The organism is Massilia frigida, assembly GCF_011682175.1.
In the GTDB taxonomy this organism is placed as follows: Bacteria; Pseudomonadota; Gammaproteobacteria; order Burkholderiales; family Burkholderiaceae_D; genus Telluria_A; species Telluria_A frigida.
This window is the reverse complement of record NZ_WHJG01000030.1, coordinates 1-15274: the sequence shown is the minus strand read 5'-3', so window position 1 is coordinate 15274 and position 15274 is coordinate 1. Positions and strand designations below refer to the sequence as shown.

Annotated in this window: 9 protein-coding genes; 4 read left to right on the top strand and 5 right to left on the bottom strand. The window is 60.7% G+C overall.

Translation table 11 applies throughout. The features are described 5' to 3' along the window. Positions 1-89: 89 nt before the first annotated feature. The 5 genes from F2P44_RS35750 to F2P44_RS23875 form a co-directional block, all read right to left on the bottom strand. Complete coding sequence (locus F2P44_RS35750) at positions 90-2246, bottom strand: alpha/beta hydrolase family protein (RefSeq protein ID WP_229423716.1); 2157 nt, start codon at positions 2244-2246, stop codon at positions 90-92. Positions 2247-2369: 123 nt separating this feature from the next. Beyond that, positions 2370-4418: a VC_2705 family sodium/solute symporter gene (locus F2P44_RS23890; RefSeq protein WP_167090013.1), complete on the bottom strand. Its 2049-nt coding sequence runs from the start codon at positions 4416-4418 to the stop codon at positions 2370-2372. Beyond that, positions 4415-4711 (bottom strand): DUF4212 domain-containing protein, encoded by a 297-nt coding sequence (locus tag F2P44_RS23885; RefSeq protein WP_167090011.1) that lies wholly within the window; start codon positions 4709-4711, stop codon positions 4415-4417. Before F2P44_RS23885 ends, F2P44_RS23890 begins: the two co-directional genes overlap by 4 nt. Further along, a complete protein-coding gene (locus F2P44_RS23880) occupies positions 4711-6228 on the bottom strand; it encodes a sensor histidine kinase (protein WP_370662743.1) in 1518 nt (505 codons plus the stop codon). Before F2P44_RS23880 ends, F2P44_RS23885 begins: the two co-directional genes overlap by 1 nt. Next, positions 6225-6935: a response regulator gene (locus F2P44_RS23875; RefSeq protein ID WP_167090009.1), complete on the bottom strand. Its 711-nt coding sequence runs from the start codon at positions 6933-6935 to the stop codon at positions 6225-6227. The genes F2P44_RS23880 and F2P44_RS23875 overlap by 4 nt, the downstream gene beginning before the upstream one ends. A 175-nt stretch (positions 6936-7110) precedes the next feature. Here F2P44_RS23875 and recA point away from each other — a divergent pair, with 175 nt between their 5' ends. From recA to F2P44_RS23855, 4 genes are all read left to right on the top strand, one after another. Continuing rightward, positions 7111-8190 carry a recombinase RecA gene (recA, locus tag F2P44_RS23870; protein ID WP_054264835.1) on the top strand — a complete coding sequence of 360 codons (1080 nt, stop codon included), beginning with the start codon at positions 7111-7113 and terminating at the stop codon, positions 8188-8190. A gap of 15 nt (positions 8191-8205) precedes the next feature. Further along, complete coding sequence (gene recX / locus F2P44_RS23865; protein ID WP_099874960.1) at positions 8206-8661, top strand: recombination regulator RecX; 456 nt, start codon at positions 8206-8208, stop codon at positions 8659-8661. 362 nt (positions 8662-9023) lie between these two features. Continuing rightward, positions 9024-11648: an RHS repeat domain-containing protein gene (locus F2P44_RS23860; RefSeq protein ID WP_167090007.1), complete on the top strand. Its 2625-nt coding sequence runs from the start codon at positions 9024-9026 to the stop codon at positions 11646-11648. Further along, complete coding sequence (locus F2P44_RS23855) at positions 11645-13879, top strand: RHS repeat-associated core domain-containing protein (RefSeq protein WP_167090004.1); 2235 nt, start codon at positions 11645-11647, stop codon at positions 13877-13879. The genes F2P44_RS23860 and F2P44_RS23855 overlap by 4 nt, the downstream gene beginning before the upstream one ends. The last annotated feature ends 1395 nt before the right edge of the window (positions 13880-15274 follow it).

Here is a 15274-nt window from a genome sequence, read left to right as displayed (position 1 = left end):
TGGAAGCAAAGCGGACAGTTGCTTCCTGTCCAGTCTGTCAATACTATCGTTTTGCCAACGTTGACGCCAGCCTTATCGCTGCGCCGGTGTCAGGGCGTGCCGATCTGGCGCTGCAAGAATTTTTCGACCCGGCCCCAGAAGTCGATACGGTTTTTTGGCAGGGACCAGCCGTGGCCTTCTTCCTGGTACACCACCCATTCGACGTTGGGGTTGTGTTCCTTGAGCGCTTCAACAAATTTCTTGCCGTGGTACAGGGGCACGCGCCGGTCGGCGGCGCCGTAGGCCAGCAGCAGCGGCTGGGTGATGCGCGCCGCTTGCAGCAGGGGCGAGGTGGCGCGCAGCTGGGCCGCGTCTTTGTCCGGGTCGCCGATCAGGGTCGGTGCGCCGTACTTGAGGTAAGCGCTGTTCATGTCGGAGGTGAAGCTCCAGTGGCCCGTGTAGAGCAGGTTGATGTCGGTCACGCCGACCCAGTTGATGCCGCATTTGTACAGGGCCGGATCGCTCACCAGCCCCATCAGGGTGGCGTAGCCGCCGTAGCTGGCGCCGGCGATGCAGATGCGCTTGGGGTCGGCGATGCCTTGGGCAATCGCCCATTTGGTGGCGTCGGCGATATCGTCCTGCATCTTCAAGCCCCACTGCTTCCAGCCGGCCCGATAGTGCTTCGTGCCGAAGCCGGTGCTGCCGCGAAACTCGGGTTCGAGCACCGCGTAGCCGCGCGAGGCCAGGAACTGGCTGTCGGGCGACCAGGCCCATTCGTTGCCGCGCACGTAAGGTCCGCCGTGGACCAGCACCACCATCGGCAGGTTCTTGCGCTTTCCATTGGGCACGGCGGTAGGCACGGCGGTAGGCACGGCGGTAGGCACAGCGGTAGGCACAGCGGTAGGCACGGCGGTAGGCACGGCGGTGGGCACGGCGGTAGGCACGGCGGTAGGCACGGCGGTGGGCGCAGCGGTAGCCACAGCGGTAGGCACGGTCAGCCAGGCCGGCAGCGGCAAGCCGTCGCGCGCCGTGATGCGCACTAGTTCCTGCTCGGCCATCCGGGCCGGGACGATGCGTTCATGGGTGCTGCCAACGGGATTGAACTTGCCGCTATCGAGGTTGTACAGGATGTAGCGGTCGGGCTGCCGGTCGGAATACGAGCGCACCAGGACCCAGGGCGCCTCGGCGCGTGCTGGCACGTCGATCAGGTTGACGGTGGCGGGCAGGGCGGCATCGATGGCTGCTTGCAGGGTTTTCATTTTGGGGTCGAACCACACCGTGGCGCGCGCGTCGCTCAGGTAGCGCACGCCGAGCAGCTTGTCGCGCGTGGTGACCAGGCTGCCGCTGAAGTCGTAATCGGCCAGCGCCACCAGCGGCTCGGCGCTGAGCTGCCCGGTTGTCAGATCGAAGGTATGCAGCGCTTGCTTGTCCTTGCCCTTTGCACTGAGCACGTACAAGGTGCCGTCGGGGGCGAAGGCGAGCGGCCAGAAGGCATCCTTGCCGCCCAGGTAGGCGTCGAAGGCGGCGATCTGGCGCCATTCCTTGCTGGACGGCTCCAGATACCAGACCGCTTCGGTATTCTTGTCGAGCGTGACGCAGATGCGCGGCTCGCCCTTGTGATCGAGCAGCCAGCCGCGCGCCAGCCCCGGACGGCGCACCGTTTCGCTGCGCCCGGTGACGGTGTTGACGCGGATCAGGTTGACGTACTTGAGGTCGCCGGTTTCATCGATGCCGTCGCGCTTGGAATTGATGACGTACACATCGTCCGAGTGTTGCGCGCCTTTTTGCCTGACCAGGAAATGGTTGGCCGACAAGACGTTGCGGGCCACGCCGTGCTCCTGGACAAAGCTGCCGCTGACCTGCACCAGTTGCCTGAAATTGCTGCCGTCGCGGTTGACCGCGAACAGGCCGGGCCAGTAGACCGCGTCGCCCGGGCCGACGGTCTTGTCGGTCGAATCGAGCACCAGCCGGTCATTGTTGATCCACTCGAACTGGTCGACGTCGCGATCGGTGAACTGGGCCACGACCTTGACGGCGTTGGTGGCCAGTTCGATCACGATCAGGCGGTCGCGCTTGTTGTCGTTGGAATAGCGCACCGCCAGGAACTTGCCGTTGGGCGAAAGAATGGCATCGCTGAAGGCCGGGTTGTCGAAGAAGTCGGCGATCGGCGGTGGCGCCGGCGGCGCATCGGCGCTGAAGGCGGGGCCGGTCAGGGCGCACACGCACAGCAGCGCGGCGCGCAGCAAGGGCAGGAGGGTGTTCGACATGGTGCCTCGATAGACTGGGAAGCGTGAAGGAGGGCGAAACGAATCCGCGCCCTCAATCCTAGCCGCTTGCCGGGGGCTGTGCCAGTGCGCTTCGCGACGGCGCTGCGTTGTCGCGACAATTCGTCATTCGGGCGCGCGCAAGTGGTCGATCAGGCCGTCCGAACGGGCGTCCGGCGCCTTGGTCAGCAGGCTGACCACGACCAGTACCAGTACCCCGGCCGGCACCCCGAACACGCCGGCCGACATGGGCGCGATATGAAACCACTGGCCGGCCGCGCTGCCGCCGAGGATGGGGTTGGTGTGCAGCATGTAGTACAGGCAGACGCAAAAGCCGGCCGCCATGCCGCCCAGCGCGCCGGCATGGTTGGCGCGCTTCCAGAACACGCCCAGCGCCAGTGCCGGGAACAGGGTCGAGGCCGCCAGCGAAAAGGCCGCGCCCACCAGCGACAGGATGTCGGCCGGCTTCTGCGAGGCGGCGTAGGCGGCGATGAAGGCCACCCCCAGCAGCAGCAGCTTGGAAATGGTGACCCGTTTCTGGGTCGAGGCGCCCGGATCGATCACCTTGTAGTAGAAGTCGTGCGAGAGCGCGTTCGAGATCGCCAGCAGCAGCCCGTCGGCGGTGGACAGGGCCGCGGCCAGCCCGCCGGCCGCCACCAGCCCTGAAATCACGTAGGGCAGGCCGCCGATTTCGGGCGTGGCCAGCACCAGCATGTCGCCGTCGATGGCGATTTCGGCCAGCTGGACGATGCCGTCGCCATTGATGTCGGCAATGCTGATGAGGGGATTAAGTTTGTCCACATTGGCCCAGTAGCTGATCCAGTTGGGCAGCTGCGTGAATTTGGTGCCGACCAGCGCGCTGTACAGGTCGTACTTGATCAGCACCGCCAGCGCCGGGATGGACAAGTAAATGAGCAGGATAAAGAACAGGGTCCAGAATACCGACACGCGGGTGTCGTGCACCGAGGCGGTGGTGTAGGAGCGCATCAGGATGTGCGGCAGCGCGGCCGTGCCCAGCATCAGGCAAAACACCAGCGCCAAAAAGTTATTGCGGCGGATGTCGGAGGCGGCGCGGTCGGCGCCGGGAAAGGGCGTGGCGTGCGGCTGGGGCGGCCGCGCGCGTGCCAGGTTGGCCGCGCGCGCCGCATTCCAGCTGCGCGCGGCGTCGTCCGCGCTTTTGGGCCAGGCCAGCACGGCGCGTTCGGCGGCGCGGATCTCGCCCAGCGCGGCATTGCGCAGGCGCACTGCGTCGAGGCGGCGCTGCACATCCTGGCGTCCGTTTTCCCATGAGGCGGGCAGGCTTGCCGCCAGCGCCTGGTAGTAGCCGGCGCGCTGGGCGAAGATGGCGCGCACTTCGCGCTCGCGCGGGTCGCGTTCCAGTTCGGCCTCGCGCGCGGCCAGCTTGGGCAAGACGGTGCCGTACGCCACCTGCGGCACCGGGTTGTCGGCATGCTTGAGCGAGAGCCACATGGTGGGCAGCAGGAAGGCCACCAAAATGATGATGTACTGCGCCACCTGGGTCCAGGTGATGGCGCGCATGCCGCCCAGGAAGGAGCACACCAGGATGCTGGCCAGTCCCAGGAAAATACCGACCGAAAAATCGACCCCGGTAAAGCGCGCGGCGATCAGCCCGACCGCGTAAATCTGTGCCACCACGTAGGTGAACGAGACAATGATGGTGGCGGCCACCGCCATCACCCGAACCGGCCCGCCGCGCCCGCCGGCGCCGCCGCCGTAGCGCGCCGCCAGGAAGTCGGGGATGGTGTACTGGGCGAATTTGCGCAGGTAGGGCGCGATCAGCAGTGCCACCAGGCAGTAGCCGCCGGTCCAGCCCATGATGTAGGCCAGGCCGTCGAAGCCGTGCAGGTACAGGCCGCCCGCCAGGCTGATGAAGCTGGCCGCCGAAATCCAGTCGGCCGCGGTGGCCATGCCGTTGAACAGGGCCGGCACCCGGCGCCCCGCCACATAATATTCCGTCACGTTCGAGGTGCGGCTGATGACGCCGATGGCCGCATACAGCACGATGGTGGCGAACATATACAGGTAGCCGAGCCAGACGCGCGGCATGCCTTCGCGTTCGAGCAGGGCCAGCGAGAGCACGAAGGCGATGAAGCACACCGTGTACCACAGGTAATAGCGGCTCAGGCGCCGGAACAGGGAATTGGGCGCGCTCATGCGGCATCCTTCAGGGCAGCGACGAAACGGCGGTCGGCGCGCCGCATGGCCAGCACATAGATGCCGAGGATGGCCAGGTAGACCAGCGAAGCGCCCTGGGCCGCCAGGTAGAACGACAGCGGCCAGCCGAACAGCGACCAGTTGGCAAGTTCGCGCGCGAAAAAAACCGTGCAAAAGCCGCTGGCCAGCCACAGCAGCAGCAGGATGGCCGTGATGCGGCGCGTGCGGCGCCAGTGCACCCGGCGCGCGGCCACGAGGCGGCGGCGCTGCTCGGCCAGGGCGTTCGTTTCCATCAGTCGCCCTCCTCGTCGGTGACGCGCGGCGGCGGGAAGCTCAGGCGGAACTGGCAGCCGGGCGCCTTTTTTTGCCCACTGCGCGGATTGTTGAAGATGTCGATGGTGGCGCCGTGCTGCTGGGCGATTTCGCGCACGATGGCCAGTCCCAGGCCGCTGCCGGGGGCGCTGTTGCCGAGGATGCGGTAAAAACGCTCGAACACGTGGGCCCGTTCGTCCGGGGCGATGCCGGGGCCGCTATCTTCGACTTCCAGGATGGCCAGCTCGGCCTCGCGCCGCACGCGTACGGTGACGCTGCCGCCGGCCGGGGTGTAGCGCAGGGCGTTGTCGATCAGGTTGGAGAGCAGTTCGCGCAGCATCATCGGGTTGGCCGCGATCAGCACCGGCTGCTCCGGCTGTTCGAAGCCCAGGTCGATGCGATGGGCGAACGAGGCTTGCACCCAGTCCTGCACGGTCTCGCGCGCGCTCTCGCACAGGTCGAGTTCTTCGTAGGCCAGGCCGGCGTTGGGCTGGTTTTCGGCGCGCGCCAGGGCCAGCAGCTGGTTGACCAGGCGCGTGGCCGACTCGGAACTTTTGGCCAATTGTTCGAGCGAGCGCCGGATTTCTTCCGGGTCGAGCTGGCGCAGCGCCAGTTCGGACTGCATGCGCATGCCGGCCAGCGGGGTTTTCATCTGGTGGGCGGCGTCGGCGATGAAGCGTTTTTGCATTTCGATGGTTTGCGACAGACGTTCGAGCATGTCGTTGAGCGAACCGACCAGGGGCGAAATTTCTTCCGGGACCTGGCGCGAATCGATCGGCGAAAGGTCGTCCGGGCGGCGCGCACGTATGCGTTCCTGCAACTGGGCCAGCGGCGAGAGGCCGCGCGCCAGGGCCAGCCAGACCAGGGCCAGCACGATCGGCAGGATGATGAATTGGGGCAGGATCACGCCCTTGATGATTTCATTGGCGAGCTGGGCGCGCTTGTCCAGCGTTTCGGCCACCTGCACCAGCGCCGCGTAGGGCTCGTCGCCGCGCTTGGCCAGCGGGCGCAGGTTGACGTAGGAAAAGGCGATGCGCACCGGCGTGCCGTGCATCAGCTCGTTGCGGAAATGGACGCGCCCGTTGCGCAGGCGTTCCTCGTCGGGCGGCAGCGGCAGGTCGCGGTCGCCGTCGATGTGTTCGCGGCGCGGGCCGATGATCTGGATATACACCTGGTCGACATCGTCGGCGCGCAGGATGTCGCGCGCGCTGCCGGGCAGGCGCGAAAACACCTTGCCGTCAATTTCGCGCACCTCCTGGGCCAGCACGGTGATGCTGTCTTCCAGGGCGCGGTCGAAGGGTTCGTTGGCGATCGACTTGGCCACCAGGTAGGTGATGGCGATGCTCATTGGCCACAGTAGCAGGAGCGGGGCCAGCATCCAGTCGAGGATTTCGCCGAACAGGGAATGCTGGATGTTTTCGTCCGGCTCGGCGCCGGGTGGTACATAGAGGGCGTCGGGTGGATCGAGCGCGGCCGGGGAGGCGTCGCGCACGCTCACTTCGATTCCACGCCCGCGTCGAGGCTGGCGCGGGGTGCGTCGGCGTATTTTTCCAGGCAATAGCCCAGGCCGCGCACGGTGGCGATGCGCACGCCGCCGACCTCGATCTTCTTGCGCAGGCGGTGCACATACACTTCGATGGCGTTGTTGGATACTTCCTCGCCCCATTCGCACAGGTGGTCGACCAATTGTTCCTTGGATACCAGGCGCCCCGCGCGCGCCAGCAAGATTTCCAGCAGGCCCAGTTCGCGTGCCGACAGGTCGAGCATCTGGTCATTGATATAGGCGCTGCGACCGACCTGGTCGTAGGCCAGCGGACCATGGCGCACCACGGCCGCGCCGCCGCCGGCGCCGCGCCGGGTCAGGGCGCGTACGCGGGCTTCGAGTTCGGACAGGGCGAAGGGCTTGGCCATGTAATCGTCGGCGCCGAGGTCGAGGCCATTGACGCGCTGCTCGATCGAATCGGCCGCGGTGAGGATCAGCACCGGCAGCAGGGAAGCGCGCGCGCGCAGGCGGCGCAGCACTTCCAGCCCGGACAGCTTGGGCAGGCCGAGGTCGAGGATCAGCAGGTCGAATTCCTGGGTGGACAGGGCGGTATCGGCCTCTTGTCCGTTCTTCACACAATCGATGGCGTAGCCGGACTGGCGCAAGGAGCGCGTCAATCCATCGGCAAGCACGCTATCATCTTCGGCAAGTAAAATACGCATGGGGGCACCGGAACGTCTAAGTAAGGGCTATTGTGTTTCATTTGGCGCAACGCCGGGAATTTTTTTGAATCGGGGTCACGTGCCGCTTGCATAAACCACTGTTTATTTGTACAGTGGTGTCTGTGACGTGACTTCTGCCCGTGATCTGGACCATTCTCTGGACTGAAAGAAAATTATGGATGATAAAAAAACCGTATTAAATGCTGGCGAGAAGGGCAAGGCGCTGGCCGCCGCTCTCGCGCAGATTGAAAAGCAGTTCGGCAAGGGCTCCGTCATGCGCATGGACGCCAATGCGCCCGTGGAAGACGTGCAGGTCGTCTCGACCGGTTCGCTCGGCCTCGACATCGCGCTGGGCGTCGGCGGCTTGCCGCGCGGCCGCGTGGTCGAGATCTACGGTCCTGAATCGTCGGGTAAAACCACCCTGACCCTGCAGACCATCGCACAAATGCAAAAACTGGGCGGCACCTGCGCCTTTATCGATGCCGAGCACGCGCTGGACGTCGGTTACGCCCAAAAACTGGGCATCAACCTGTCCGAACTGCTCATTTCGCAGCCGGACACGGGTGAGCAGGCACTGGAAATCACCGATGCGCTGGTGCGCTCGGGCAGCGTCGACCTGGTCGTGATCGACTCGGTGGCGGCCCTGACCCCGCGCGCCGAGATCGAAGGCGACATGGGCGATTCCCTGCCGGGTTTGCAGGCACGCCTGATGTCCCAGGCACTGCGCAAGCTGACCGGTTCGATCAACCGCACCAATACCCTGGTTATTTTCATCAACCAGATCCGCATGAAGATCGGCGTCATGTTCGGCAGCCCGGAAACCACCACCGGTGGTAACGCGCTCAAGTTCTACGCTTCCGTGCGCCTGGATATCCGCCGCACCGGCTCGATCAAGTCCGGCGACGAAGTCATCGGTAACGAAACCAAGGTCAAGGTCGTCAAGAACAAGATCGCCCCGCCGTTCAAGGAAGCGCATTTCGACATCCTTTATGGCGAAGGCACGTCGCGCGAAGGCGAGATTTTGGATCTGGGTGCGGATAACAAGATCGTCGAGAAGTCGGGTTCCTGGTACAGCTACAACGGCGAACGTATCGGCCAGGGTAAGGATAATGCGCGCATCTTCCTCAAGGAGCGTCCGGCGCTGGCGCGCGAGATCGAAAACAAGGTGCGCGTGGCCTTGGGCGTGCGCGAGCTGCCGCCGGTGCCTGGCGAGGAGCCAGTCAAGGTCGCCAAACTGAAAGCAGTCCCCGAGTAATCGGCGGCGGCAACGATGGCAGCACCCCAATTGAGCCTGAAAGGCCGTGCCCTGCGCTATCTCTCGATGCGCGAGCACAGCCGGCTTGAACTGGGGCGCAAGCTGGCGCGCCATGCGGAGGAGGGCGACGACGTCGACGCCCTGCTCGATTTCCTCGAAAAAAACAACTGGCTGTCGCAGGAACGTTTTTCCGAATCCCTGATTCACCGCCGCTCCGCGCGCTTCGGCAACAGCCGCATCATGGCCGAGCTGCAAAGTCACGGGGTCAAGGGCGAAGCCTTGCAAGAGTTGAAGGCCGGGCTGGCCGACAGCGAAACGGCGCGCGCCTGCGAAGTGTGGCAGCGCAAATTCGGCACGGTGGCGAGCGATCCCGCCGAGCGCAACAAGCAGATGCGGTTCCTGATGCAGCGGGGTTTTTCCCAGCGCGCGGTCAGGGCGGCGATGCAGGGGCGCGATCCGGACGATGACTAGGTAATTTCTTTGAATTGCTGTTCCGCTTGCCGCCTCCCCGGCGCCCGAGCGTGAGCAAGTGCGCCGCGACGCTGGCGCCACGTCTGCGGGCCATGCCCTTGGGCGGAAAAGCGGAGCGCCTTTCACCGTATGCCGGGGTGGTACGCCCGTCATACTCCTCAACGGTGGAAGGCGCTACGCTTTTTCGCCCTGTTTGCCTTCCCTTCCCCATTGGTTGCGCTGCCCCTGAGATCAGCCGGCTCTGCTCCTGCCGTGTAGCCAATCAACAACAGTAATAATTTAAGGCAAAAAATAGTTCCAAAACGAACCATCTTCTGTTATCTATGGGATAATGTTATCTTGTTAATAGATGTGGGAATGAAATGCTTTTCTCTCTTGATGGCGTGTCGTATGACGCGCGAACTCTGATGCGTCGATTTTTTTACGGATGCATCGGGGTCCTGTTTTTTTATTTTCCAGCCAGTGCACACGCCCAAATAAAGAATTATGTTGGGCCGTACAAATATTATATTTCAACCAAAAACATATTTTCAGATGAGGCACCCGCATGGGATCTTCGCCTCGCGGAAGCAAATAAAAATGCTGCCTGTCCTTATGCGTGGGGCGCAGGTTCCGCATGGGCACATCGAAGCTCTATTGGTGGAATCGTTAGCTCGGAAGGTAAGACCAGATCACTCGATCCAGGTTTTATGAATGTTGAGGGAAAGTGTGTGAGGAAAGCTGGCTATGGCGAGGAAATGATGCGTAGCCGGCTAGTGTGTCTTGAGATACACAATTTGCGTTATTATCCACCGACTGACAAGTGTGAAAGCGGTGAGTTTTTTGAGAATCAGGGCGCAAATGGCGGTAATGTAGGGCAAAATTGCAAGGGGTGTGTCGGCCAACCGATCACTCCGGTTAACGGGAATATGTGGCATGCGATCACCGACTATCAAGCGCCCAAATCGTCAAGTGATCTGACGCTGGAGCGTATTTATAATAGTTCTCTAACCTTGACGGACCCGTTTTCTGTCAGGGGATTCGGCGTTAGGTGGACGCACTCCTACAATAAATCGCTCAAGGCAGAAGAGCCGCGTAGCGAGCAAACGATGTACAAATGCTGGAAATTTACCTTTGGTCTGGTCGATTGCAGCTTCTATGTGGATAACGTCAATCCAATTCCTCAGCAGATGGCAATCAAGAGTTCAGATGGCAAGCGATTTGTTTTCACGCGTGACACCTCCGGCGCTTATAAAAGCACTGCAGACGTAAGCGACAAGCTCTCGGCAGTCATGTCGCCGGACAATCTCGCTGTCCAGGAATGGGTTCTTTACAACGCCAAAAACGACAGTACCGAACGGTTTGACAAATCTGGACTGCTGCTTTCGATCACCGAGCGCACTGGGTTGACAAAAAAATTGACCTACAGTGACGGCGTCAGCAACGACACCGCAGTCAGTCGTTTTCCCGCTAGCGCGCCTGAATGCGCGAACGCCCATCCTGGTGCCGTTCTCCCAGCACGTCGCTTGCTGTGTGTTACCAACCATTGGGGCCTCCAGCTTCAGTTCCGATACGATGCGGGAGGGCGGGTTGGCGAAATGATCGATCCGGCGAAGCAATCTTATCTTTACGAATATGATGGCCCATCGGGCGGCTGCGTTCCCGGCAATGAAAAGACCGTAGCGTGCAGGGCAAACAATCTGACCAAGGTGATTTATCCCGATGGTAAAAGTCAAACTTATTTTTACAATGAAGCAAGTAAAATTAATAACGGCAAGGCGTGCGATCTTCGTTGGGCGGTCATTGGAAATGGTTTCGGTCACGAGGTGTTTTCCAATATGATGACCGGTTTGGTTGATGAAAACGACCAGCGCCACATCAACTGGACGTATGACTGTGGGGGCCGGGCGACTTCGTCGCAACTGGGCGAGGGCATTGAAAAGGTAACGGTTGCCTATGTCGATGGTAAAGACACACCTGCAACAGTAACCCATTATGTCGGCCCGGCCGAGAATGTGCGGACGACGGAGCGTACCTACAGTAAGAAATATATGCTAGGTATTGCCCAACTGACGGCTATTAGCGCGCCGTGCGTCGAATGCGGCACGATTGCCGAACGTGTGTATGACACCACCGGTAACGTCACGATGACGAAGGATTTCAACAGCAACTACAGCTGCTTCGCATACGATACCGCACGCAATCTTGAAACGACACGGATTGAAGGCGTTTCGACGGCCACTTGCACCTCGCTGCTGAGCGCGCAAACGCTCGCGTTGCCAATGCGTAAAACCACGACCAAATGGCACGCGCAATTCACGCAGCCGGAAGCCATCGCCGAACCCAAGCGTGTTACGAAATACGAATACGACGCGTCCGGCAATGTTCTCACCAAGACCGAGCAGGCCACGACTGACCTGACGGGTGCGCAAGGATTGAACGCGCCGTTGACCGGCAGCGCCCGGAAATGGGCATACACGTACAACAATGTGGGGCAATTGCACACCGTGACCGGCCCGCGTACCGATATCGTCGACCTCACCAAGTATGACTATGATGCGCTCACCGGCTATCTGGTCAAGGTAACCAACGCCGCCAAACAGGAGACGACATTCTCGGACTACGACGGTCATGGCCATGTTCGCACGATTCGCGCGCCGAACGGCGTCACGACCACGCTGAGCTACACCCCGCGCGGATGGGTCGCTTCGCAAGCCGTATCGAACGGCACGACCACGCAGACCACGACGTACGACTACACCCCTTCGGGCGAGGTCAGGACGGTCACCTTCCCCGACAACAGCGTCACGACCTATACCTACGACGTGGCCCACCGGCTCACCTCCGTCGCCAATAACCGCGGCGAGAGCATCGTGTACACGCTCGACCTCACGGGCAACAGGATCAAGGAAGAAGTGCGTGACCCCAAGGGTAACCTTGCACGCCAGATTACCCGTACGTATGACACTATCGGCCGTCTGACGAGCCAAACCGGAGCTGCACAATGACTCGCCGTATCTTCAGCCGTTTGACGTCCGGCGCATTAATTGTTGTCATGACTTATACCCCACTGCTGGGTGCCTATACCGGAACCGTCGCCTCAGCGCAGTCGGTGCCGGCAGCGGCCACCGGCTACAAGTACGACCTGGGCGGTAACCTGACGGAGGTTAACGACCCGCTCGGCCGTGTGACCAACCAGACCTACGACCCGCTCGGCCGTGTAAAGCAGGTGGAGCAGCCGCAGACTAACGGCGCACGTCCGACCATCAAGTACGGTTACGATGGCATCGGCCAAGTGGCGACGGTCACCGATCCGCGCAACCTGGAGACGCGTTACTCTGTTGATGGACTGGGCAACCGCAGCGAGCTGGGAAGCCCCGACACGGGCCTCACAAAATCGACCTACGACGCTGCCGGCAACCTGAAGACGAGCACGGACGGTCGCGGTATGCTCAATACGTATTCTTACGACGCGCTCAACCGCCTGACCCGGATCGTCTATACGGGCACCGTCGGCACCACGTTCGAATATGACGGCGGTGCTACCCCGACCCCGAATGCGGCCGGGAAAATGACGCGGATGACGGATGAATCGGGTTATACGACGTATACCTATGACGCATTCGGGCGGCTCGCGACCAAAGCCCAGACCACGACCGGCTTGGGCAGCTACACCAACACGCATACGCTTGTCTATGCGTACGATGCGGCCGGCCGGCAAGCGAGCGTGACCTACCCGAGCGGGAACCGGGTTAACTATAGCTACAACGATGTGGGCCAGGTCGCCAGCATCACGCTGAACCCGGTGAAAGCCAACGGTACCGACACGAGCACCGAAAACATTGTTTTGCTGAACAATATCACCTACGCACCGTTTGGCGGCACCACCGGCTGGACATGGGGCAATAGCGCTCCAGCAAACCAGTACGCGCATGTGCGCACCTACGACCTCGATGGCCGGATCAGCAGCTATACCTTGGGAAGCCCTTCGGCGAACGGCGTTGTACGCACGGTCAATTACGATGCCGCCAGCCGCATCAAGGGGTACACCCATACCGGCAGCGGTACAGCGCCCAGCCCTGCCAGCCTGAACCAGACCTTCGGCTACGACGAACTGGATCGCCTGACCAGCTACAGCGGCAACGGCACCACTCAGACCTACGCTTATGACGCTACCGGTAACCGCATCAAGGCTGGCTTCGGGGCGAACAGCTACACGAACACGGTCGACCCTCTCAGCAATAAGCTGAGCGCGACCACCGGTCCTGGGTCGGCCAAAACGAATACCTATAATGGCGCGGGTGATCTGACGACTGATGGCACGCTCGTCGTCACTTACAGTGGACGGGGCCGCCCGTATCGCCTTCAGAATGGTGCGGTCACCGCCCACCAGCTGTTCAACGGTTTGGATCAGCGTGTCTTCCAAACTAACGGTGGCGGCATATTCGTCTATGATGAACAAGGACAGTTGGTAGGTGAGTACAACTATGTCAACGGCAAGGCGTCGCGCGAGACGGTGTATTTGGGCAACCTGCCGGTGGCAGTGCTGACCCAGACAGTGACGGGAACGGCACCCGCCCAAAGCACGGCGGTTAACGTGTTCCATATTCATCCGGATCATATGGGAACGCCACGGATGATCACGCGCCCGCTCGACAACAAGATTGTCTGGCGCTGGGACAATGGCGATCCGTTCGGACTGACACCGCCGACCGAAAATTTCAGCGGATTAGGCACTTTTACATTCAATTTGCGGATGCCAGGTCAATATTATGATCGAACTACTAACCTGTTTTACAACTACCATAGGGATTATGATCCGCAGACGGGGCGTTACGTGCAGTCAGATCCTATCGGACTGAAAGGGGGTATTAATACGTACACTTACGTTATGAACAAACCCCTTACAAGAAAAGATCCATTTGGGCTCAAGGATACTTGGTACTGCGATGGAAAACGATGCGGAGAGGAATGTTATAGCGAAATCTGCTGGAACGCACCTAAGCCGCCTGGAAGTCCGACGTGGGGATCATGCATGAACGCGTGCGTTGGCGCCTTCAACCCGTGGTGGTCTACCCCTACAGGGGGAGCAGTTAGTATTGCTGGGGTAGCAGCAGCCTCGAGCAAGAAAGCCACTACTGCGTGTACTTGGGCAGGAGGAGTAATGGGTGCATGGGGAGTTGGTACCGCAGTCGGCTGCGCTATGGCCTGTCAACGCAGTTCAGATGCTTATAAGTAGGGAATATGAACAGCACGAAAAGGGAGAAAGATAAAGCTAGCGTCTTTCAACGCTTGGTTTGTGGGGTCATTGGAATAGCTGGAGGAGTGATATGGATATATTTTATAATTTCCATTTTCAATGAATCTCGGACGGTTTCGTTAGATACGGCCCTAGCGATCCTTCTTACGTTGCCGCTTGGATTTTTCTTATTTATATATATTGCGGTAGTGGGACGGTTTCCACCTTAAACTCACCTCGTTATACAAAAGTCCTGCGTGCCGTGCCGGTCGCCCTGAAAATACGTTTACATTCAAGGACTTAACAGGGTGTGGATTTAATCGCCGTGCCCGTCAACCGACCCGCACGTGGCCCAATGTCGTTTCGAGTGGAAGTTGACAAGCCGCACTTTGCCCTTTCTGGGGGCGTTGTCGGTTGGAGGGGCCCAACCGCAACGGCATTTTCGGTGCAGTCAAGGGCGGGCATAGCCCGGCGCAGCGAACCCTTGACGGCACTGAAAAATCCTTTACGCTCAAGGGCTTAGGGTTGGATGCGGGGTTGGCATCCGGCCCGCGAGCCCGTCCGGCGGCAAGGACTTCCCCGCCCTTGGGGGCGGGGCGAGGAGTGGGGAATCCACGCAGTTTGGCAACATCACGTTTCCGCCGCCGCGTAAAGTTCCACTATAAACGGCATTGAGCCCATAAAGCCGGCACCGAAAAACTGTCAGGCATGTGAAGACGCGAAGCAAACCTGCGAGCAAGTTGGCGGAACCGGCGCGGTGGTCGGGACAGCCGCTGCCGGAGTAGGCATAGGATCGTTTGGCGGCCCGATCGGCGCCGGTATTGGTGGTGCGATTGGTGGGGGGCGGGTTACTTTGCTGGGAAACGCATAGACGCAGCGTGCGGTGTTGGGTACGCTGCTTGTATCAACCAATGCAAAGCAGCGGAGATATGTACGATTAAGTAAGGTTAAGATGATGGAATCTGAAAATTGTCCGGTTTGTGGTACTCCAGTACCCAAGAAAATATTTTTTTCTCGTTATTCAGTTCAAAGAACGTTTGTCTGTCGAAAATGTTCGACCGAATTGAAATGGACTGCAAACGGTGTCGGCCGGACTCTCCGCGTGACTTGGGGAATGGTCATAGCGATTCTGTTGGGCTTAGCCCCACGAAGCCAACCGCTAAAGACAATGTGCAATTTCGACTCTACATGCATTGACGTTATTTCCTGGACTGGCGCCGCTTTCTTTTTGCTGCTAGGGTTTTTATTAATTTCAAAATTTTGGCCCAATGACGTTTCCGGTGAAACTTGACATCGGCTATGCTGTGAGGTTCTACCGTCCCGGAGTGCGGTCAAGGGCGGCGCGCGCTGCGCGCGTGCCGGCGTAGCGCACCCTTGACGGCATGCAGGGCGCAT

Coding starts and splice junctions, on each gene's coding strand:
- F2P44_RS35750 (WP_229423716.1), bottom strand. CDS start 2,246: ATGTCGAACACCCTCCTGCCCTTGCTGCGCGCCGCGCTGCTGTGCGTG.
- F2P44_RS23890 (WP_167090013.1), bottom strand. CDS start 4,418: ATGAGCGCGCCCAATTCCCTGTTCCGGCGCCTGAGCCGCTATTACCTG.
- F2P44_RS23885 (WP_167090011.1), bottom strand. CDS start 4,711: ATGGAAACGAACGCCCTGGCCGAGCAGCGCCGCCGCCTCGTGGCCGCG.
- F2P44_RS23875 (WP_167090009.1), bottom strand. CDS start 6,935: ATGCGTATTTTACTTGCCGAAGATGATAGCGTGCTTGCCGATGGATTG.
- recA (WP_054264835.1), top strand. CDS start 7,111: ATGGATGATAAAAAAACCGTATTAAATGCTGGCGAGAAGGGCAAGGCG.
- recX (WP_099874960.1), top strand. CDS start 8,206: ATGGCAGCACCCCAATTGAGCCTGAAAGGCCGTGCCCTGCGCTATCTC.
- F2P44_RS23860 (WP_167090007.1), top strand. CDS start 9,024: ATGCTTTTCTCTCTTGATGGCGTGTCGTATGACGCGCGAACTCTGATG.
- F2P44_RS23855 (WP_167090004.1), top strand. CDS start 11,645: ATGACTCGCCGTATCTTCAGCCGTTTGACGTCCGGCGCATTAATTGTT.